General features: G+C 60.7%; 14 protein-coding genes. 10 read left to right on the top strand and 4 right to left on the bottom strand.

The genetic code is table 11. The annotated features are described in order from the left end of the window. Window positions 1–419 precede the first annotated feature (419 nt). A complete protein-coding gene (locus tag QNO03_RS05615; RefSeq protein ID WP_255764818.1) occupies window positions 420–728 on the top strand; it encodes a hypothetical protein in 309 nt (102 codons plus the stop codon). Window positions 729–1138: 410 nt separating this feature from the next. On the opposite strand, the gene QNO03_RS05610 is transcribed toward QNO03_RS05615, so the two are convergent. Beyond that, window positions 1139–3004, bottom strand: a complete 1866-nt coding sequence (locus QNO03_RS05610) for a hypothetical protein (RefSeq protein ID WP_289602411.1) — start codon at window positions 3002–3004, stop codon at window positions 1139–1141. Between the two features lie 841 nt (window positions 3005–3845). Between QNO03_RS05610 and QNO03_RS05605 the strand changes: the two genes are divergently transcribed. From QNO03_RS05605 to QNO03_RS05595, 3 genes are all read left to right on the top strand, one after another. After that, the gene (locus QNO03_RS05605) at window positions 3846–4127 is read left to right on the top strand and encodes a hypothetical protein (protein ID WP_289602409.1); all 282 of its coding nucleotides are present in this window, start codon (window positions 3846–3848) and stop codon (window positions 4125–4127) included. Window positions 4128–4533: 406 nt separating this feature from the next. Further along, on the top strand, window positions 4534–7572 hold the full coding sequence (locus QNO03_RS05600; RefSeq protein WP_289602407.1) for a DEAD/DEAH box helicase: 3039 nt from the start codon (window positions 4534–4536) through the stop codon (window positions 7570–7572). Between the two features lie 2 nt (window positions 7573–7574). Next, complete coding sequence (locus tag QNO03_RS05595; RefSeq protein ID WP_289602406.1) at window positions 7575–10862, top strand: sacsin N-terminal ATP-binding-like domain-containing protein; 3288 nt, start codon at window positions 7575–7577, stop codon at window positions 10860–10862. A gap of 395 nt (window positions 10863–11257) precedes the next feature. Here QNO03_RS05595 and QNO03_RS05590 read toward each other — a convergent pair whose 3' ends face one another. Next, a complete protein-coding gene (locus QNO03_RS05590) occupies window positions 11258–11884 on the bottom strand; it encodes a hypothetical protein (RefSeq protein ID WP_289602404.1) in 627 nt (208 codons plus the stop codon). Between the two features lie 499 nt (window positions 11885–12383). Between QNO03_RS05590 and QNO03_RS05585 the strand changes: the two genes are divergently transcribed. Then, window positions 12384–13250 (top strand): AraC family transcriptional regulator, encoded by an 867-nt coding sequence (locus tag QNO03_RS05585; protein ID WP_289602403.1) that lies wholly within the window; start codon window positions 12384–12386, stop codon window positions 13248–13250. Between the two features lie 102 nt (window positions 13251–13352). Here QNO03_RS05585 and QNO03_RS05580 read toward each other — a convergent pair whose 3' ends face one another. Then, entirely contained in the window at window positions 13353–13952 is a 600-nt protein-coding gene (locus QNO03_RS05580) for a TetR/AcrR family transcriptional regulator (RefSeq protein WP_289602401.1), read from the bottom strand. A 63-nt stretch (window positions 13953–14015) separates the two neighbouring features. Between QNO03_RS05580 and QNO03_RS05575 the strand changes: the two genes are divergently transcribed. From QNO03_RS05575 to QNO03_RS05555, 5 genes are all read left to right on the top strand, one after another. Then, window positions 14016–14879 (top strand): SDR family NAD(P)-dependent oxidoreductase, encoded by an 864-nt coding sequence (locus QNO03_RS05575; RefSeq protein ID WP_289602399.1) that lies wholly within the window; start codon window positions 14016–14018, stop codon window positions 14877–14879. 449 nt (window positions 14880–15328) lie between these two features. Then, entirely contained in the window at window positions 15329–16978 is a 1650-nt protein-coding gene (locus QNO03_RS05570) for a peptide ABC transporter substrate-binding protein (protein ID WP_289602397.1), read from the top strand. Window positions 16979–17110: 132 nt separating this feature from the next. Next, window positions 17111–18037 carry an ABC transporter permease gene (locus QNO03_RS05565; RefSeq protein WP_289602395.1) on the top strand — a complete coding sequence of 309 codons (927 nt, stop codon included), beginning with the start codon at window positions 17111–17113 and terminating at the stop codon, window positions 18035–18037. Then, window positions 18030–18983 (top strand): ABC transporter permease, encoded by a 954-nt coding sequence (locus QNO03_RS05560; RefSeq protein ID WP_289602394.1) that lies wholly within the window; start codon window positions 18030–18032, stop codon window positions 18981–18983. The genes QNO03_RS05565 and QNO03_RS05560 overlap by 8 nt, the downstream gene beginning before the upstream one ends. Beyond that, a complete protein-coding gene (locus QNO03_RS05555) occupies window positions 18980–20674 on the top strand; it encodes an ABC transporter ATP-binding protein (RefSeq protein WP_289602392.1) in 1695 nt (564 codons plus the stop codon). Before QNO03_RS05560 ends, QNO03_RS05555 begins: the two co-directional genes overlap by 4 nt. On the opposite strand, the gene QNO03_RS05550 is transcribed toward QNO03_RS05555, so the two are convergent. After that, complete coding sequence (locus QNO03_RS05550) at window positions 20671–20802, bottom strand: hypothetical protein (protein ID WP_289602391.1); 132 nt, start codon at window positions 20800–20802, stop codon at window positions 20671–20673. The two genes, QNO03_RS05555 and QNO03_RS05550, sit on opposite strands and share 4 nt — an antisense overlap. Between the last annotated feature and the right edge of the window lie 104 nt (window positions 20803–20906).

Below are 20906 nucleotides of genomic sequence, written 5' to 3'. Positions count from 1 at the left end.
GATCGTTTCTGGAACGTATTCCTTTTGCGCAGATGGCACCCACGGCCCATGAGTCTTCCTTCATGCTGATCCATGTGAATACGAGGAAGAAACCACCTACGCCGGCCTGACTGTGGCATTGGGGGGGGGGCGTCAGCACCGTAGCCTTGGCGAAAGTCCCGGAGTATACGGAGACGGCATTTCATTCCCTTGCCGAGGTGGCCAGCAGAAAGTCTCCGGTCAAGCACGTGGTCAATGGGTACCAGCGATTGCCGCGTGACGGTCCCGGCGGCACCGAGGCTAAGATCGTTGAAATCTCGTCTTACTTGCGAGGGGGCCGCGACTAACAGGCGCATGGCATACTGGCCGTGTCTAGAAGTGCGGTTTGCTTGTCGTCAGCGGTTGGTCTCACAAACCAGAGGACCGCTTCGGCGGGCCGAATGGGGGTAGGTCTTTTGGGTTTATTTGATTTCCTTTCGAAGAAGGAAAAGAGCTGGGACGAGATCAATGTCTACGTGGGTGAAACGCCCCCATGTCCCAATTGTGGAACTCCCTTGGTGAAGAGATTTGTCTACTCCGAGATGTACTGCCTCGACTGCCGCTACGGCCTAGACGATGACGATGACGACAGCGATGACGACAGCGAGACGCTAAATGTTTACGAAGCTGCTCAGATCTGGGCCTCAAACGGTAAGGATGAGGACTACATGTTCGGGTACTCCTGGACGGAACTCGAAGCGGCCCTCTAATGTCGCAGGTCGCTGAGGGTTCAGACCGGTACAGCAATCAGGCGGGCCTTGGCACGGGAAAACAGCCGTAGTCCACAAGGCTCGCGATGAAGGTCTCACTCGGTGTTGGTGAACGCGGAATAGATAAGTTCGCGAACGGCTCGGTACAGGTCGCAGGATGTGACTTTTTCTACGGCCTTGAGCGTCTGCAGCCGCGGCATGCGGGGTTGTCCTGCGCTGCAGGCCCTGCAGCCACCATTAATGTTGCCGATGCCGCAGTAGAGATGCTTGCCGGGAGCTGGTCGGAAAACCTTGAGACACGCGATTACATGCGCAGACTGTCTGCCGCCGCGCGGGGATCAGGAAGCCCCCCCGTCGGCGGGATGTCCGCGGGGAGAGCCCCGGACATCCCGCCGACGGGCCCGTTCAGCTCAGATGCCCATGTCGTCGTGGACACCGACGGTGGCGAACATGACCTTGCCGTCGGTGCCGCGCCAGAAGTGCAGCCGGCGGGCCGATGCGGTGGCGACCTGCAGGGCAACCCGCCAGGCGGTGCCGTACTCTGCGTCCTCGATGAAGCCGGTTCCAGCCTTGGGCCCACCGCGGAGCCGGTGCATGTCGCGGCCGGCGGATGTGTCGGCGATGCCGGTGAGAACCTCCACAACGACAGCGACAATCTTGGACCGGTCGACGCCCTGAATCCGGTCGACAGTCTGCAGGAATTTTTCCGTGAAGCCGTATTCCGCAAGAGGTGTTTCGGCCTTGGACGCGGCCGGGATCCGAGTCGCCCACTCTAGGTAGACATCGTGGCGGAACTGTTCGGCGGGGTCGGCGAACAGCGGTCCGGTGAATACGCCAGCAGAGATTTCCCGGGAGAGCTGACGGGCACGGGCAGCACGGGTCTGCTCCGTACGGACACTTTCCCGCAGGCGTTCGTTCTCATGGGCCAAGGCGGTGTTCTCAGCGGCTAGGGTGTCCGCATCACCGAGTGCCCGGGTGAGGTCCCCGACGAGTTCGATCCGCTCCCGTGTCAGCAGGGCAACTTGCCGCTGGGCCTGGTCCAGGGCGGCGCCGCCGGGCCCGGGCGAGGGCACGGGGCCTGCCGACTTTTGATTTGAGGCCGTATGACGCAACGCGGTGGCCTCGGCTTCAAGGCGGCGGTTGGTTTCGTCGAGATCGTGAAGTGTCGTCCGGATCAATTCCAGGGCGGAGGTGACGTCGGTGTGCGCAGCAGCAGGGGGCGCCGACGAAGGCGGCGTCTCACCATCGTCGGCCGCGGCTGGCGCGTTGTCTTGAGTTGGGGCGTGTTCTTCCCCTTCTGGACCCGGTTTCGGTTCCGCGGGCTCATCGGACTCAGCGATCTCCACGGGCTGCGCGGCCCGAGGGCTCCAGACGATCCAGGGTTCGTCGCCGACGTAGAACGGCAGGGCCGGTGTGATTGACTCCGGTTCTGGGTCCTCCGCGGTGGAGAACTTCCAGCCCTTGCCATCGGCACGGCCGGAAAGCTCGACGCGGACGGCAATGACACTGCCCGGCTCTCGTGGGGAGGTGTGGCGGACGACCAGGCCGGGGAACAGGGCGATGCGCTTCTCGTTCAGGACCAAGGCCGGGTAGATGGTGCCGGCGGGGGCGTGGGCGACGGCTTCGGCGACGGTATGGATGCCGGAGGTGATGGTGAGCAGCCCGTCCTGGACGGTGCCGGTCAGCTTCTGGCCAGGCGTGAACAGGCGCTCCGGCTCGATTCCGGGCGCCAGGGTGGCGGTGTCGATGCGGGCCATGCCGTGAGCCAGTTTCACCAGCACCCCGTCCGGGGGCAGCAGCATGGAGACCTCGCACCCAACAACTTGGGGCACCGTCGAGCGGGCCGGTGTGCTTGAAGTGGTGACCGGAGGCGCGTACGGGTCCATCTTGTCGACGTCTTGGGCGAGGAGGTCGACAGCGTCGCGGGCTTCAGCGTCCGCGTAGGCCAGGCGGAGGACGGAAATCCTCTGGTTGCTGTGCCATGCACTCCCGGTCGGGTAGGAGCGGGCGGCGCCGCCGTAGACGGATGTCTCCTCAGGCATGGCCTCATCGAAGGGGTAAGCCACCGCAGGTGTGGCCAGGAGGTAGACCGTGGCCTTGTTTCCGAGACGCCCGGCGACGGCGGCCGGATCAATCCGTGGCCCGTCCTTGGTGGAGGAGATCACCACGACCGGGTGGTCCCGCTCCGGGTGGCAAAGGAATGCCGCCAGGTCGATGGCGTCACGGGGCGTATCGACCGTCGAGTAGGTGACGGCTGTCTCAGGTGCGGTGGTCAACGGGTCCTCCAACGGTGGGTATTCAGCCACCATGTGCGGACGACGGAGGCCACCTCCCCAAGGCGGGCATAGTACTGGGTGCAACGACAGCATAGCCGGAATGCGTAATCGAGCGTCGACCCGATCAATTGTGGGGTGGTGACGCACTTCGACCACCTAAGCCACTTGGGTTAGGCAACCGATACATGCTGCACACGTTCAAACAATCGGACTCACTGTAAGGAAATGCCGACGCGAAATCAATTGAAGTCGCTCTAGTGGGTGGCTCGTGCTAAGCCCTGTTCGAGTTCCAATACAATACCTGAACGAATGGCCCTAGATAAGGCTTGCGGATGCGCCGCTTGATGGTTCCGGGTCGTCGTGCCTCACCGCTATATAGCACGCCGGTATGGTTAAATGTGTCTTTGTTGACGTGCTGCTGAATTATGGTCAAGGGGAGTTGTAATGGCTTGTGCTGCGTGCGGATTTGAAGGCCACAACAGTCGCACCTGTGAGGGTCCCAACTGGCCCTGTCCGAACTGTGGCAAGCCGACCGCCAACATGACCGACTATTCCGAACGCCACGACAGTTCGTATTGTTCCCCATTCACTAGCCCGGTATGTTGGGACTGGCCAAAACCAGGCTCCGAAGGAGGGCCGTCTTGACGCTCACCTGCACGTCATGTGACGAAAAAGTCGAAGACGAGACTGACTGGGACACGGAGTCCTAAATGTGCAACTCTTGCTTTGAGGTCACTGATGCATTGTTTTCTGCATGCAGGATCAATGCTTAGGGCGGATTCGTGCTCACGCCCAGTCGTGTGTGCAACCGGAATTACCGACATAAGGATAGAGTGACCGAGTGCCTGACCTCGATCAAGAAGACCCGTTCGACGGGGATCGGCCGCTCGAGCCATCATCACTTGGGCAGCCGAAGGACAAACCAGCAAAGTCTGAGTCCATTGGTGTGCGCAAGCATGAGGCGAAGACGGGCGAACAAGATATGAGCCAGATTCCGAGCCGGTGGGAGCGGATCAAGGAGCATAGAGCTTTCAAACCGGGCCTTGCTGTTGTCGGTCTTATGGCTGCTGTTGGGGTCACGCTCTTGACATCGAGGCCGGACGAAGGGGACCGAGCAGCTTAGCTCCGCGGGCGCGGAGCGAGTCCCCGCGTCTACGTTGCCGGCTTCCGAGGGCATCGGCGAGGAGCCGAGCAGAAAGTCTCCCAACGAACATATGGTCAACGGGCACCAGCGTCTGCAGAAGTTCGGTCCTGACGGTACACAGACAAAGGTCGTTCAGGTCTCGCCCTACTCCCGTGGAGGCAGCGCCCAACAGTCGCGTAGCACGCTGGGCGAGTCAGAATTGCGATTGTAATTGTTGTAAGCGATTGGTTTCGTATCAGAGGATCGCTTCGGCGGGATGCATCAGGACGGTGAATTCTTGGGCTTCTTCCTTGCAAAGAAGGAGAAAGGCTGAAACGAGATCAATGTACACCACTTCGCCGGTGGACTGGTCTCGAAAATGTCTAATGGAAGGAAGAATTGCGTCATGTCTGTCGACGAAAAATCAACGATTGGTCCCGGTACGCTCGTTCGTCTTATCGCCCGTCCCGAGGTCAGTGGGGCGGTTTTAGGAACAGATCAGGTGGGTGGGGCGATTCGCTACTCAGTCTTCCATGACGGAGCGACGCACCAATATTTTGCCCCTCAGATTGAAACGGTTTCTAAGAACGATTCAGTTGCATCGGTAACTGCGAGCGAGCTCCATGCGGCGCTGACTGCTTTACTGCTGCTTGATCCCAACAGCGACTACCTTCATTCCCGGAACGCAGGACGAGTCGACTTCGAGCCGTATCAGTACCGGCCGGTCCTTAAACTTGTCCAGTCAGACCGCCCTCGCATCCTGATCGCCGATGACGTGGGTGTCGGTAAGACGATCGAAGCGTGTTTGATCATTAAGGAGCTTCAAGCACGAAAGAGGGCTGAGTCCGTTCTCGTGATCTGTCCGCGTCCGCTCGTGGTCGACGATAAGTGGCGAGACGAGTTAAAGCGTTTTGACGAGGATTTTGTTCATCTGGATAGCAAGACGCTCCGCTGGTGCCTCGAGGAAACCCTTCGGGACGGGTCTTGGCCAGTTCGCTACCAAAAAGCGATTCTCCCCTTCTCCTTGCTCGATGAAACACTCCTGACTGGTACGCGGACTGGTTCTAAGACGAAGGTAGCAAGCCTCAATGACCTTGCCGGTGAGTTGGGCTTCGACCTCGTAATTGTCGATGAAGCACACCACATCCGAAACCGTGAGACGAAGGCTTATCAGTGCGTTCAACGCTTTGTCGACGCCGCCGAAGCCGTCGTGATGCTCTCCGCGACCCCTATCCAGACCCACAGTCAGGACCTCTTCACGATCGTCAATCTCCTGCGAGACGACCTCGTCCTCGACTGGAATGACTTCCGCGTCATGCTCGAGCCCAACGAGCACCTCTTCAACGCGTCCCGAGCAGCACGCACCGCAGAGAATGACTGGCAGGCTGACGTCAAAGGCCACCTGCAGAAAGCGCTGCAGACGGAATGGGGCCGAGATGTACTCGCGCTGGATCGTCGCGTGGACGAGGTGCGTGAGCTACTGAACGACGCGCCCTTCGATGATCGAGCTCGCATCAGGGTCATCCGCTCGGTTGAGGCACTTAACACCTTCTCTGAGATCGTCACCCGGACCCGGCGGCGTGACATTGGCGAATTCACAACTCGAAAGCCGTCATCCCCCACGGTCCATTTCACCGATGCTCAACAAGCTGTCTATGACGCTGTACTCGCGCTGGGTGAGAAGATCGCAACATTGCGGACACCAGGGATTTCGGTCAAGTTCTTGATGTCTACCCTTCACCGGCAGGCAGCAAGTTCCATAACGGGACTGGCGCCCCTGATCACGGACCTTTTCGAGAACCGCCTGACTGGTACGGACGTCGACGGCGAGGAGGAGGTCATTTCCTTCACTCCCGAGCAGATTGAGGGCTTTCGGGTAGAGGCGTCCTCGATACAAGAGATGGCCCAGCGGCTCGACGACGAGCTTGACCCGAAAGCCGAACTGCTCAAAGAGATCATCGACGGCAAGACGGCGGACGCCAACAACAAGGTCCTGATCTTCAGTACTTTCCGGCACACCATCAGGTACCTCGAAACCCGGTGTCGCATGTGGGGAGTGCGCGTTGCAGTCATGCACGGCGGAGTACCCGACGACGACCGCAAGGCTATTCGCCGCCGATTCAAGCTCGACCGCTCAGATCCACAGGCCATCGACGTCATGATCTGTTCCGAGGTAGGAACCGAAGGCCTCGATTACCAATTCTGCGACACCCTGGTTAATTACGACATCCCCTGGAACCCGATGCGTATCGAGCAGCGCATCGGGCGCATCGACCGCCGGGGCCAGCGAAGCGAAGCTGTGGCTATCATCAACATCCTGACGCACGGCACCATCGAAGCGGAGATCTACGATCGGTGCCTCTCCCGCATCGGCGTCTTTCACCATGCGATCGGAGGAAGCGAGCAGATCCTCGGCGACGTCACTGCCGCCATTGTCAACATCGCCACCAACCTTCAGATGGAGCCCCACGAACGACAGGCTGCGCTCCGACAACTCGCGGACAACGACATCGCACGCATTGAGGAAGAGCAACGGCTAGAAGATCAACAAGCGGACCTACTGGGATACACCGGCTCCTCATTTGAAGAGAACGTAGCGGAAGCATCCAGTGAATGGCTGAGCGCCCGCAAGATTTCCGCCGTTGTAAGAAGATACTTCGAATCAGTACAGCCAGGCCGATCCATTGCACTCCGTCCAGGCCGCATCGCACGAGTACCACTCAACGCGGAGGCTGCTGCTCGAATAATCGACGAGCTCGACGCCCAGAACATCGATGCCCGTCACCTGAAGCGGCTGCTCCGCGGGGACCGGATCGTGCTGAGCATGACTACCGATCCGGAACTTACAGAAGAGGCGGGGAACGTCGAGCTCCTAAGTCCTAGCCACCCCCTTGTACTCCTGGCAGCTAGACGGTTTCACCTGTCTGATCCTGTTCATGTTTCCGCGGTCGTCACTTCGAAGGAGGTCGAACCCGGCGACTACCCTGTCGCTGTATACGCATGGACAAGGTTCGGCGTGCGAGATTCGTTGACATACCGATTCGTGGCCGAGAACGAGGCAATCGAAGAACGAGCAGCATCACTTCTCGCTGCTTGCACCGATAGTGGAGGCAAACACATTGAAGAGGTGCAGAGCGCCCGACTAGATGAGCGACATGCAACGGTGTGGACGCAGGCGAGAGCAAAGCACCAGAGCCAACACATAGCAGCAGTCGAGCGTCGCACCGTTGCCCTTTCATCCCAGAAAGCTCGTCGGCTCAGCATTATCGAACGCCAACTCGAGTCCGCAACCCACCCCGACATAATCGTCATGAAAGCTGGCGAGCGGACAAGCGCCGAAGCATCATTCGACCGGCTCATTTCAGCTCAACGGCAAGCTGCTAGCCGAGCAGACCTCGCCTCGCGCCACGTCGCCAGCATCCTGCTGAGAGTAGTAGCCCCATGACAATGTTCGATACCCTTACCGCGAACCGCCGGGCCTACATAGACGCCGCACGAAGCAACGGGTTCGAAGAGGGTCTCCGTAAGCTCCTCGCCGATCTGTACCCAGACAACGCCCATTTCATCTACGAACTCCTGCAGAACGCAGAGGATGCTCACGCCCGAGAAGTGAACTTCGAGTTGAGAAACGACGGTCTCCTCGTCGAACACGACGGCTCCCGGATCTTCAATCTGCAAGACATCGAATCAATCACCGGAATCGGTCAATCTACCAAGGCCGATGAAGCCACCAGCATTGGGAAGTTCGGGGTGGGGTTCAAAGCGGTTTTCGCTTACACGCAGACGCCCCAGGTCCAGTCCGGTGAGTACGCCTTCGCTATCCAGGACCTGTTTGTGCCCACCCGTACCGAACCGTTCGCACGCAATCCGGACCGGACGACGTTCTGGTTTCCCTTCGACCGGCCGGGAAAGAACGCAGCGCAAGCCATCGTTGAGGTAAGTAAAGCACTCACCGAAATCTCCCGGTCCACCCTGCTGTTCCTCGACAACATCCGTCTCATTGCCACCACCTTCCTCGATGGCAACGTCCGATTGCTCGAACGTCGAGATCTAGACGAACATATCATCGAGATCGACAGCCTGCATGGGGACTCAGGACCAAGCTACTGGTACCGGATTCAAGGAACTGCACCCGTCGACGGCACGACCTTTCCCATCGCGGCCGCATTCTCCTTGACCAAAGGAGACAAGATGGCCGACAAGGGCATCGGGGGGTCACGTTCGAGCACAACGCTCGATGCACGCAACTTCACCGTGGAACCCGTCGATGGACGCGTATTCATCTACTTCCCTGCAGTCAAAGAGACCTCCGGACTCAAGTTCCATATTCACGCGCCCTTCGCATCCACCGTCGCTCGAGACAGCGTCCGTGAAGGGGACGGCAACGACGAACTCCTCGAAGGGATTGCCGCTCTCGTGGCGAACGCTTTACCCCACATGCGGGACGCAGGGCTACTCGACGACGGACTGCTCAGCGCACTGCCCAACAAGAGCGATGACCTTCCGCGCCGATACGAACCCCTTCGAAAACACATCATTTGGGCCTTCGAGACAACCCCAATCACGCCAGTCCTGAGTGGCAGCAACTACGACAACTCGACCCGCCTCATCAGATCAGTAAGCCCGTTGCGTGCAGCTCTCGACTTGAAAGACGCCGACTTCCTCCGAAGCATTTCGGTCAATATAGAGGACAATCCTGCGACGGGGTGGCTTCCCGAACGGGAAGGCAGGCCTCGCGCGTTCTTCAACTCACTAAATGCGATCGACTTCGCGACGAGCGAGCTTGGCGACGCCTTCGAACGCATCAGCCAGATCAGCGAGCAAATCGAATCATGGGGCGATGACGCCGGGGAGTATGAGGCCGAGGAATATGTCGAGGAGGAAGAGGAGGAGTATCGAGCCGAACTCCGGGCTTGGCACTCGTGGATCGCCGATAAGAGTGACCCGTGGCTCAGGTCCTTCTACACGGCACTCGGACGGTTGGCTACGAGCGTTCGCAATCCCTATCGAAGCAGTGACCCGCGCTCCTATAGCTACGACGACACCTTCTCAGACAGTCTTCGCACCATACCTGTCCTTCGAGTGCAGGGTAGCGAAGGCATTGAACACGTAGCCGGCCCCAAAGCCTATTTACCGGCCGCCGCCGGTCTGCAAGCGTTTGGGCTTGTCCTGGACTCACTTGTCGCTTTTGACGAGGACGACGAGGGGGGGCAGAGACCGGAGGCCGCTGCCCTTCGCCAGTTCTACGCCTCGGCTGGAACTAAGAAATGGGATGCAGCCGCCCGGCTCAGCGCCCGCTTCCGCACCTACTCGAGTGTGCCGGCAGAGGTCACTCCTTTGCACGTGGAGGATCTCGTCAACCTCCAACAACTGATCAGCGAGCGAGCACTCGCTCCCACTTCCTACGCGAATGCGCCCATCCTTGTGGCAGAACGGGTGGATGGATCTCTTAGCTGGTCAGCGCCGTCCAACACTTTCATCGACAGCCCTTTCCGAGCATCCGGACTATCAGCGCTCTACAGATCAGACTCATTGGGCCGCACCCCCCCGCTGCAACTCGTCGCCGCCTACGATGAGCTCGAGATCGACGTTGCTGCACTGGCCGGGGAGATCGGCGCGATAACAGGAATCACGATCAAGCGGACACCCATATGGCGTAACGCACAGTTCCAGAATTCTTGGCGCTTCCAGAACCGTGAGACCAGTAAAATTATCAATCAGGACTGGGTCATACCCGACTTCGCCGCCATCGTCGAAACCCATGATGCAAATCTTCTTCAGGGGCTCTGGGACGTCGTTGCACGCGCTGGGATGGACAAAGCAGGAGCGATCTATCGGGCCAATGCGTCCGCTGCCAGTCATCGAATTGAATCGCAGCTGATGCAGGCCCTGACTACGGTGCCTTGGATCCTGGACCGGGATGGCAACCTTCGATTACCCGCCGACACAACTGCTGAGGATCTCGCCGACGGGCTGGCCGTTCATCCTGATTCACCTCTTTTGGAAAGAGCACACTTCGGACGGCCCGCCCTCTTGCACGCGCAAAAGGAGCGAGGAGAGGAGGACGCAGCGAAGGTCCTTGGTTTCCCTTCTCCCGAGGCCGCTCTCAAGGCCAAGGAGATGCTCAAGGACTGGGACTTGTTCCAAGCATTCAAACAGCAGGAGAAGGGCCCTATTTTGCCCGAAGGACCCTCGCCAACGCCAGAGCGTCGCGCTCAGCGAGTCCGCGAGCAAGCAACCGACGCACCCTTGCGCCAGTACGCGGAGCGCATTCGACAAGTCCGCATTCAGGAGCCCGGGTTCCGGAGCACTGCAAAAAGCTATTTGACCGAGCTGTACTCGAACGAGGACGGAATCATGGTGTGCCAGGTCTGCAACACGGAAATGCCTTTTAAGGTGAGTGGACAGTACTACTTCGAGGCAGTGCAATTTGCCGGTGATGTAACACAGGACCTCACCGAGAACAGACTCGCACTCTGTCCGACCTGCGCCGCGAAGTACAGGCACGCCTGCTCAACTCCCGTTGAGGAGCTTCGGGAGGACCTGCTCACCCAGAAAGTAGGAGAGCGGGGAAGCGTGACCGTCTCCGTCACGCTTGCGGGAAAGGAACAGCAGCTGCGGTTCGTGGGAAAGCACGCAATAGACCTGCAAGCGGCGCTTGAAGCTCGGGAGATGTCAGGGGGCGCCGACCAGGACTGGGTTCTGCAAACCCATGAGGAGGAGTTTTTTCACTAGACCCTTCCCGTTTCGAAACGCGGCACTCGAGCACCGCCGCGGTTGATGCTGATAGAGACACCGGCCCCGACCAGCTGGGGCTGACCGAAGACGGCCTTGACCCCGAAACCGACAAACCCCGGTTAGCTCAGACGTTGCTTTGTTACGGAACGTGGTGGAGTTTAGGTTTAATGTATAGATTTCTCTTCTGAATCAATAGAAATGCCGCCCTCCGCGAAAACGTAAGAGGGCGGCATTTCTATATCGGGGGCAAGCTTTGATAAGTGTCTATTCCGGCAGGCGCCAGTCGGTTACCTTCGACTGCTTGCCGACGATGCTTACACCACCAATCAGGATTTCTCGCCCGCAGGCGCCCGAAAAACCTAGTCTAAACAAGGACGCGGCGCTGCGGGCATCTACCCTGCGAAATCAAAGGTGATGGTGATCTCGGGATCGATGCTTGCGATGATTCCGGAGTAGAACACCTTGGCCTGCTCTTTCAATGCTGCTTCGTTTTGGCTGATGTACTCCTGCTTGTTCTCGTCGCTGAGAATGTTGGTGATCACGCGGGTTTGAACGGCTGGCGGTGCCAGCCAGCCAAGCGCGTTGTTGTCCTCGAGGGGGTCCTCGAACACGGGATCGTCAAAGCCGATGCCGATGAATTCAGGGATAGTCACGTGAAACGACCCTGCGCCGGTGGGTTCGATCTTCACCTGTGACCCGTCGATGCCTAATTTTGCGTCGAAATTGTACTGGATCAGCGTCGTTTTCTCGCTCGCGGGTATGGCCATGCCGAAAATCTCGCCATTGCTTTCTTGTCTCTCGATACCCTCGATGTAAAGGCTCAGCAAGGCGACCTCTTGCATTTGCGTGACGGACTGAACCACCTGCGAATCGCGTTCGTTCGAACTGCTGGTGAACAGCGAATTGAGAGCGAGACCTTTGAGTCCACCGAATGCGAAAGCGGCGCCCGTTCCCGCGAGAACCAAGAAGGTGATCAGTAGGAGAGTCCAAAGTGGAACCCGTGCTTTGAAAAAGTTCATTAAGATTAAGTCTCCAGTTTCGTTCGACGTCGAAACGCCTTCGGAATTCCGCGGTGTTGAATGGTCACAACAGGTCGCCGCGTCAAGTCCCCTCGAACCATATACGCAATTAGGAGTTGGCTGATTATGACGCGCCTTCCGACCTGGATATGCGGCTGCGAGCCGATGCGGACGTGTCGGGTGCCTTGAAGCCGGAGGTGGGCGGTTCCCTTGCCTCGGGCTCGACTGCCAGCTTCCAGTGGGTATTCGGCTACGGAACGTGGTGGAATTCCGCTTCAACGTTTAGTACTCGACTGATTGCGTGAGGAAGGTCCCGGGTGCCTATTGCATCCCGGGCCTTTCTGTCTTCGCTGCCTCGACCGGATCATCGACTAGGCCTAGCCAGGGGTTCGATGCCCACGCACGCATGGTTTTTTCGCCGGCACCCGGCAGAATCGAACCGGAAAAGTCGGGCGGAGCGATCCCGTGCCAGCGAGAGTGGATAGCGGAGGGAACGAATGTGATACAAATCCTCAACCGCCTCGTCGACGAGATCGAGCTGCGCCTCGGTGAAGACCTGGACATCGACGAACTCGCCGGAACTATGGGAACGACGGGCTATCACGCGCGGCGCATGTTCTCGGCGCTGGCTGGCATGCCGGTGTCGGAGTATGTGCGACGGCGGCGCATGACCGTCGCAGCGGCTGATGTGGTCGGGGATGAGGATCTGCTCACGATCGCAGTGCGCTACGGCTACGGTTCGACAGAGGCCTTCGGGCGGGCTTTTCGTGCCGTGCACGGCGCAAGTCACGGCGATGTCCGTCGTCAGGGCGGTCCCCTTCAAAGCCAACCGTTGCTCAGGTTCCGCCTGACCGTCGAAGGGAGTACCCCCATGGATGCCCGAATCATCGAACGCCCCACCTTCCATCTCATCGGCCACGCCGTCCGTGTGCCGCTGATCTACGAGGGAGTCAACCCTCACATCCAGCGGCACATCGCTTCCCTGCCCGTCACCGAGCACGAGCGTCTGAAGCAGCTCAGCGGCACTGAGCCTTCGGGGCTGCTGCAGGTCAGTGCCGATGTCGATGCCGACTACGCTGAGGGCAGCGAATTAACCTACCTGCACGGCGTGGCGGTCGACATCGGAGCCAACGTTCCCGACGACCTCGACGTGATCGAGGTGGACGCGGGGAAGTGGGTGGTCTTCCGTGTCTCGGGTCCGCATCCCGCCGCCCTACAGGAGGCATACGCGGCATCCGCGGCGGACTGGTTCCCCTCCAACCCGTGGAGGCTGCGCCCCGGTCCGTCCATCGTCTCGGTGCTTGATCATGCCCCTGACTTCAGCACGGCCACGTGCGAACTCTGGTTCCCGATCGAGCGCACTTGAGGTACCCAATGGCCCACTGTCTGTGGAGCACGGCCTGGCACCGATTCACGCGTTATTCCGCGTCGGAGTGCGTTCCGTTCAAGGTCGGCGTCGCCCATAGTCCTATGGTGCGGTTCCTTTAAGGAACTGCTGCACGGCTGCCTCGGTCAACTCGTCCAGTTGTTCCGCGTCGACGAGTCCGCTGTTGATGAGGGTGGCGAGACCGTTGATCGTGGCATAAAGGATGATTCCGATCTTTTCGTAGGGACCCGCCTGAAGGATGTGACTGTCCTGGCCTTCGCGAATAAGGTCCACAAGGGGCTCGAAGGCTCTCTCCGCCGAGAGCCGGACCTCTGCCTTGTTCGGCTGGTGCTTTGTCGCATTCATCAGTTGCAGGAGTGCCGGGTTCTCCGTCGCGAAGTCCGCGAACGCTGCGGTCGCGTGCCCGAGTCGGGAGGCGAAGTCGGCGTCCCCGTTCGCGACGGCGTGGCGGATCCTCTCGCCGAGTCGACGGAATCCTGACTCTGCCAGGGCATCGAGTAAATCCTGACGCTCCGGGAAGTGCCGGCGCGGGGCGGCGTGGCTCACGCCCACCTCCCGGGCGAGGTCGCGCAGGGAGAGTTGCTCAGTGCCTCGTTCCCGCAGGCTGCGCTCGGCAGCCTCCAGGAGAGCTGCGCGGAGCCCTCCGTGGTGATACCGGCGCTGTTCTGTCCGTTCGCTCATGGGACCACAATAGCCGGGCAGTAGGCATCGACAACATACGTAGGCAGTGCCTACATTGTGTACATGACAGTTCGGGATCGGTGCAGCGTTACGTCCATGTCGACGGGGGAACTGATCGTCGTCTCGGGCGCCTCGACAGGGATAGGTGCTGCCACCGCGCGCGAGCTCGCTTCCCGCGGTTACCACGTCCTCGCCGGCGTCAGACGGGACGAGGACGCTGATGCTATCCGCGCTGCGCGCATTGAACCGGTGATGCTGGACATTACGATCGGCAAACACGTCGAGGCGCTAGCCAGCCGGATAGCCCTTGATTCCAAGAGGCGACTGCTGCGCGCGGTGATCAACAATGCCGGGATCGAGATCAACGCTCCTATCGAGGTCCTCCCGCTGGACACATGGCGGGAGCTGTTCGAGGTCAACCTCTTCGGGCACATCCGGGTCATCCAGGCGTTGCTGCCCGCCCTGCGGCAAAGCCGGGGGCGTGTGGTGAACATCAGCTCCGTCGGCGCGGAGGCCACTTTGCCCATCTACGGCGCGTATGCCGGATCCAAGGCCGCGTTCGAGTCCGCCAGCGATGCCCTGCGACGGGAAGTGGCCCCGCAGGGCATCCAGGTAGTGATCGTCCAGTCCGGCGGCGTGAAGACCCCGATGGCCGCCAAGAGCGGGCCGCTCTCTCTCAAACTCGCGCAGGGTATGAATGTGGAGCACACCCGACTCTATGGGGCCTTGATCTCTTCGACCGTGACCTTCCAGTCCTCGTTTCTGCAGCGGGCGATGACGGCAGAGCAGGCCGCGAAAAAGATCAGGAAGATTACTACCACCAAGCGTCCCCGCACCCGATACGGCCTTGGTCTGGATGCCGCCTTCACGCTGCCAATGGCGCGGTTCCTGCCTGCACGCCTCATGGATCGAGTCGTCCCCGGATAGCTCAGGACACTGCACGAACAAATGTTGTGGTCCGTGGTTGCTATGCGCACGGCGAGTGGGGTGCTTTCGCGGTGCCTCAGCGAACAGTGTTCGGATCGGACTGCGTTGCCTCGCCAATCGGCGGAGAGCTCATCGAGTGCAAGGCGCGCGGCACAGGGCCGCCAGTCTGTCACCCGGTCCGCAAATGTGACATGCCGTTGCATGTATTACGCACCGCGGTTACCAAATCGTTACCGAGGCCCATCCGGTGACGAAAATGCACGTGAGGGGCCGTTTTTTCTGGCGGCAGGGCGCCCCACCCGCCTCCGGAAAGAGTGCTGCCTCACAGTTTGTTACCTGGAGGCAACAATGTGGGCTTATGCTTTTGGCTTTGTGAGTCGGTTCACCATTTGGCAGAGCCGCAACGCCGGCGTCATCAACGCCGGCACCGAACAGAACTAGGAGGCGGAATGCGCGTCACACGCACTTCCAAAATGCTGAGCGTAGCGGCCCTCGCCGCACTTACGCTGAGCGCCTGCGGTGGGGGATCCGACGAATCGGCCGAAGGCTCGAATGAGGGCGAAGGTAACTCCACCGCCATCATCACGGCCAACGGCACCGAGCCCCAGAACCCGCTGATGCCCGTAAACACCAACGAAGTTGGTGGCGGACGCATCATGGACCTGCTCTTCGAAGGCCTCGTCAGCTACGACGCTGACGGCAACACGGTCAACGAGCTCGCGGAATCCATCGAGACCGAAGATTCCCAGACCTACACCATCAAGGTGAAGGCCGACCAGAAGTTCACGAACGGCGAGCCCATTACGGCCAAGTCCTTCGTTGATGCCTGGAACTTCGGTGCAGCCGCGAAGAACGCCCAGCTGAACTCGTACTTCTTCGAGAGCATCGAAGGCTACGACGTGGTCAGCGCCGAAGGCGCCACGGAAGAGACCATGACCGGTCTGACCGTTGTGGATGACAGCACCTTCACGGTCAAGCTCAGCCAGCCCGAGTCCGACTTCCCGCAGCGTCTTGGCTACACGGCCTTCTTCCCGCTGCCCGCCGAGGCCCTTGTGGACCCGGCCGCATTCGGTGAGAACCCGATCGGCAACGGTCCGTACATGCTCGACGGCGAGGGCGCCTGGCAGCACGAGGTCCAGATCGATCTGGTTGCCAACCCGGATTACACCGGTACCCGTGTCCCGCAGAACGGTGGAGTGACCTTCAAGTTCTACTCCTCCTTCGATGCAGCCTACGCAGACCTGCAGTCCAACAACCTGGACATCCTGGACACCATGCCCACCGCCGCCTTGAAGACCTTCAAGACCGACCTGGGTGAAGGCCGCTACTCCGAGAAGGCGTACGCCGGTAACCAGACCATCACCATCCCCGGCTACCTGCCGGAGTTCTCCGGTGAAGCCGGCGAGCTCCGCCGCCAGGCGATCTCCATGGCCATCGACCGGGAGGAAATCACCGACGTCGTGTTCTCGGGTTCCCGCGAACCGGCCACCGAGTTCACCGCTCCGGTGATCGAGGGCTACAGCGACAGCGTCCCCGGCAACGAGGTGCTCGAGTTCAACCCCGAGAAGGCCAAGGAACTCTGGGAAGAAGCCGAAAAGGTTTCCCCCTGGCCCGCCGACAAGCCCTTCACCATCGGCTACAACGCCGACGCCAACCACAAGGAGTGGATTGACGCCGTCGCCAACGGTCTGAAGAACAACCTGGGCATCCAGGCTGAAGGCAAGCCCTACGCAACGTTCAAGGAACTGCGCGCAGATGCTTCGGCCAAGACCCTGACCGGCGCCATCCGCACCGGCTGGCAGGCTGACTACCCGTCGCTGAACAACTTCCTCGGCCCGCTGTACGGCACCGGGGCAGGTTCCAACGACGGCGAGTACTCGAGCGAAGAGTTCGACAACCTCCTCAGCGAAGGCCTCTCTGCTTCTTCTCCCGAAGAAGGAGCCAAGATCTTCAACAAGGCCCAGGAAGTCCTGCTGAAGGATCTTCCCGTCCTCCCGCTGTGGTACCAGGTGGCACAGTCCGGCTGGAGCGAAAACGTGGACAACGTTGAGACCGGCTGGAACGGCGTTCCGGTTTACTACAACGTCACGGCCAAGTAGCAGTATCTAGACCGACCGATCCGGGGCCCGGCCAGATGGCCGGGCCCCGGCTTGTTCGGGTTCTATACCAAGAACAGGCATACAAAAAATGCGAGATAAGAATCCCCCACAGCTGGCAGGAGGCCACCCCTAATGGCCGGCTACGTCATCCGACGCTTCCTCCAAATGATCCCCGTTTTCTTCGGGGCCACCTTCCTCGTTTACTTCCTCGTATTCTCCCTGCCGGGAGACCCCATCGCCGCGCTCTTCGGCGACAAGCCGGTTAATGAGGCCGTCGCCGCGCAGCTGCGCGACCAGTACAACCTGGACGAGCCCTTCATTGTCCAGTACCTGCTCTACCTGAAGAACCTGGTCACCTTTGACCTCGGCGTCGACTTCTCCGGACGCGAGGTTTCGGCCGTTCTGGCCCAGGCCTTCCCGGTCACCATGCGCCTTGCCGTCCTGGCCCTGGTTTTCGAAGCCGTCTTCGGTATTGCCTTCGGCCTCATCGCCGGCCTGAAGAAGGGCAAGATCTTCGACAGCACGGTGCTGGTTGTTTCCCTGATCGTGATCGCCATCCCGGTGTTCGTGCTTGGCTTCCTGCTCCAGTTCCTGGTGGGCGTCAAACTCCAATGGACGTCTCCCACCGTCGGCGGCGACGCCGGATTTACGGACCTGATCCTTCCGGCACTGGTGCTTGGCCTGGCGTCCTTCGCCTATGTACTGCGCCTCACGCGTACGTCGGTCATTGAAAACATGAACGCCGACTACGTCCGCACCGCCACCGCCAAGGGGCTTTCCCGGCCCCGCGTGGTCACCGTGCACATCCTGCGCAACTCCCTGATTCCCGTGGTGACCTTCCTCGGAGCGGACCTGGGTGCGCTGATGGGCGGCGCCATCGTCACCGAAGGCATCTTCAACGTCCCCGGAGTGGGGCAGCGACTTTACCAGTCCGTCGTCAGGGGAGAGGGGCCGACGATCGTTTCGATCGTGAGCGTTCTCGTCTTCGTTTACGTGATCGCCAACCTGCTCGTCGACCTCCTGTACGCCTGGCTTGATCCGAGGATCCGTTATGCATAAAGACACCACACACATCGAGCACTACGTTGCTCCGCTGGAGGAGACCCCTCTGGCCGAGACCGACAGTGTCAAGGAAGATGTCCAGCCGCTTAGCCTCTGGGGGGAGGCCTGGCGGAACCTGCGCACGCAGCCGCTGTTCATCATCTCCGCACTGCTGATCATGCTGATCCTGACGGTGGCGGCCTTCCCCGGCCTGTTCACCAGCGCCTCGCCGGACGAAGGGTGCATGCTCTCCAATTCCGACGGCGGCCCCGCACCCGGGCACCCGCTCGGCTACACCTTCCAGGGCTGCGATGTCTACGCACGGGTCATCTACGGAACCCGCGCCTCGCTGATGGTAGGCGTGCTGACCACGCTCGCCGTCGTGATCATCGGGGGCATCCTGGGTGCCCTGGCCGGTTACTACGGCGGCTGGCTCGATGCAGTGCTCGCCCGCATCGGTGACATCTTCTTCGCCCTGCCGCTGATCCTCGGTGCCATCATCATCATGCAGCTGCCCGCCTTCCGGGAGAACCGCACCGTCCTGACGGTGGTGTTCACCCTGCTGATCTTCGGCTGGCCGCAGGTTGCGCGCATTACGCGCGGGGCCGTGCTCTCGGTGCGGAACGCAGACTTCGTGGTCGCTTCGCGCTCCCTGGGAGTCTCGAAGTTCTCCGCCCTGATGAAGCACGTTATCCCCAACTCCATGGCGCCGGTCATCGTGATCGCCACCATTTCGCTGGGCACCTTCATCGTGGCGGAAGCAACGCTGTCCTTCCTGGGCATTGGCCTGCCGCCCAGCATCATGTCCTGGGGCAATGACATTTCAGCGGCCCAGACGTCGCTGCGGTCCAACCCCTCGACACTGCTCTGGCCCGCCGCAGCACTGTCCCTTACCGTGCTGAGCTTCATCATGCTCGGTGACGCTGTCCGTGATGCTCTTGATCCGAAGGCGCGCAAACGATGACCATCAATATCCAAAACACGCCCGTGCAGCCGCTGCTGGAAATCCGTGACCTCGCAATCACCTTTGCCACGGCCAACGGCAATGTAGAGGCCGTCAAGAATGCGCACCTGACCGTCATGCCCGGGGAAACCGTGGCAATTGTCGGGGAATCCGGGTCCGGAAAGTCGACCACCGCGTTGGCTGCCATCGGCCTGCTGTCCGGCAACGGACGGGTCAGCGCCGGCCAGATCCTGTTCGACGGCGAGGATATTTCCCAAGCCAGCGAGAAGCGGATCCAGGAACTGCGCGGCAACTCAATCGGCATGGTTCCGCAGGATCCGATGTCCAACCTGAACCCGGTCTGGAAGATCGGGTTCCAGGTCAAGGAGACCCTGCGGGCCAACGGCCTGCCGCACGCTCCGGCGGACGTCACCAAGGTGCTGGAACAGGCCGGACTGCCGGACGCGGAACGCCGTGCCAAGCAGTACCCGCACGAATTCTCCGGCGGCATGCGCCAGCGGGCGCTTATCGCCATCGGCCTGTCCTGCCGGCCGCGCCTGCTGATCGCGGATGAGCCGACGTCGGCCCTGGACGTCACCGTCCAGCGGCAGATCCTGGACCATCTCGATACGCTGACCGACGAACTCGGCACAGCGGTCCTCCTGATCACCCACGACCTCGGCCTCGCTGCCGAACGTGCCCAGAAGGTAGTGGTGATGTACAAGGGACGCGTGGTGGAATCCGGGCCCGCCCTGGAGATCCTCACCAACCCGCGCCACCCGTACACGCGCAAGCTTGTGGAATCAGCGCCGTCGCTTGCGTCGAAGCGCATCGACTCCGCCAAGCACCTGGGCCTGGAGAGCGCGGATCTGCTGACCTCCGAGGACGATGCGAAGCTGAAGGCAGCGGACAACGTTATTGAGGTCAAGGACCTGACCAAGGTCTTCAAGCTCCGCAGCGGGCTGGGCCGGTCCACGGATTTCACCGCCGTGGACAACGTCTCGTTCAACATCAAGCGCGGCACCACCACCGCCGTGGTGGGGGAGTCCGGCTCGGGCAAGTCCACCGTGGCGCGTATGGTGCTGAACCTGGAAACGCCCACCAGCGGTTCCATCCTGTACAACGGCGTCGACATGACCACGTTGAACAGCAAGCGGCTGTTCGAATTCCGCCGCCGGGTCCAGCCGATCTTCCAGGACCCGTACGGCTCGCTGGATCCGATGTACAACATCTTCCGCACCATTGAAGAACCCCTGCGGGTGCATAAGATCGGTACGGCCAAGAGCCGCGAGGCCAAGGTGCGCGAGCTCCTTGACCAGGTGGCCCTGCCCTCCTCGGTGATGCGCCGGTTCCCGAACGAGCTTTCCGGCGGCCAGCGCCAGCGCGTCGCCATCGCCCGGGCACTGGCACTGGATCCCGAGGTGGTGATCTGTGACGAAGCGGTATCGGCCCTGGACGTACTCGTGCAGGCGCAGATCCTGAACCTGCTGGCGGACCTGCAGTCGGAGCTGGGATTGAGCTACCTGTTCATTACCCATGACCTTGCTGTGGTCCGGCAGATCGCGGACTTCGTCTGCGTTATGGAGAAGGGCAAGCTGGTGGAAACCGGCACCACGGACGAGGTGTTTGACGCACCGAAGCAGGCCTACACGCAGGCCCTGCTGGCAGCCATCCCCGGATCCCGGCTGGAACTGCCGCCGGAAGTTGCCTAACCGCTGAACAGCACCGCGATGAAGGCGGGGAACCGGACCGGGTTCCCCGCCTTCACTGTGTCCGGCGTGGGAACCTCTGCACCGCCGGTGCAGGGTCCGTACACCCCGGCGCCGGGCGTACTGTGCATCGTTCCTGCGGGCCGCATTAGGGATCGTATGGTATTGCGACTAGAATGTTAGCGTGCCCGCTGACGGCGGGGCCTTCGGTGGATTCTGACTGGTGATTGAGCAA

This window comes from Arthrobacter sp. zg-Y877, assembly GCF_030373105.1.
GTDB lineage: Bacteria > Actinomycetota > Actinomycetes > Actinomycetales > Micrococcaceae > Arthrobacter_B.
This window is presented reverse-complemented; position numbering and strand designations above follow the sequence as displayed.

Coding starts and splice junctions, on each gene's coding strand:
- QNO03_RS05550 (WP_289602391.1), bottom strand. CDS start 20,802: ATGCACAGTACGCCCGGCGCCGGGGTGTACGGACCCTGCACCGGCGGT.
- QNO03_RS05555 (WP_289602392.1), top strand. CDS start 18,980: ATGACCATCAATATCCAAAACACGCCCGTGCAGCCGCTGCTGGAAATC.
- QNO03_RS05615 (WP_255764818.1), top strand. CDS start 420: ATGGGGGTAGGTCTTTTGGGTTTATTTGATTTCCTTTCGAAGAAGGAA.
- QNO03_RS05590 (WP_289602404.1), bottom strand. CDS start 11,884: ATGAACTTTTTCAAAGCACGGGTTCCACTTTGGACTCTCCTACTGATC.
- QNO03_RS05565 (WP_289602395.1), top strand. CDS start 17,111: ATGGCCGGCTACGTCATCCGACGCTTCCTCCAAATGATCCCCGTTTTC.
- QNO03_RS05600 (WP_289602407.1), top strand. CDS start 4,534: ATGTCTGTCGACGAAAAATCAACGATTGGTCCCGGTACGCTCGTTCGT.
- QNO03_RS05595 (WP_289602406.1), top strand. CDS start 7,575: ATGTTCGATACCCTTACCGCGAACCGCCGGGCCTACATAGACGCCGCA.
- QNO03_RS05560 (WP_289602394.1), top strand. CDS start 18,030: ATGCATAAAGACACCACACACATCGAGCACTACGTTGCTCCGCTGGAG.
- QNO03_RS05575 (WP_289602399.1), top strand. CDS start 14,016: ATGACAGTTCGGGATCGGTGCAGCGTTACGTCCATGTCGACGGGGGAA.
- QNO03_RS05580 (WP_289602401.1), bottom strand. CDS start 13,952: ATGAGCGAACGGACAGAACAGCGCCGGTATCACCACGGAGGGCTCCGC.
- QNO03_RS05570 (WP_289602397.1), top strand. CDS start 15,329: ATGCGCGTCACACGCACTTCCAAAATGCTGAGCGTAGCGGCCCTCGCC.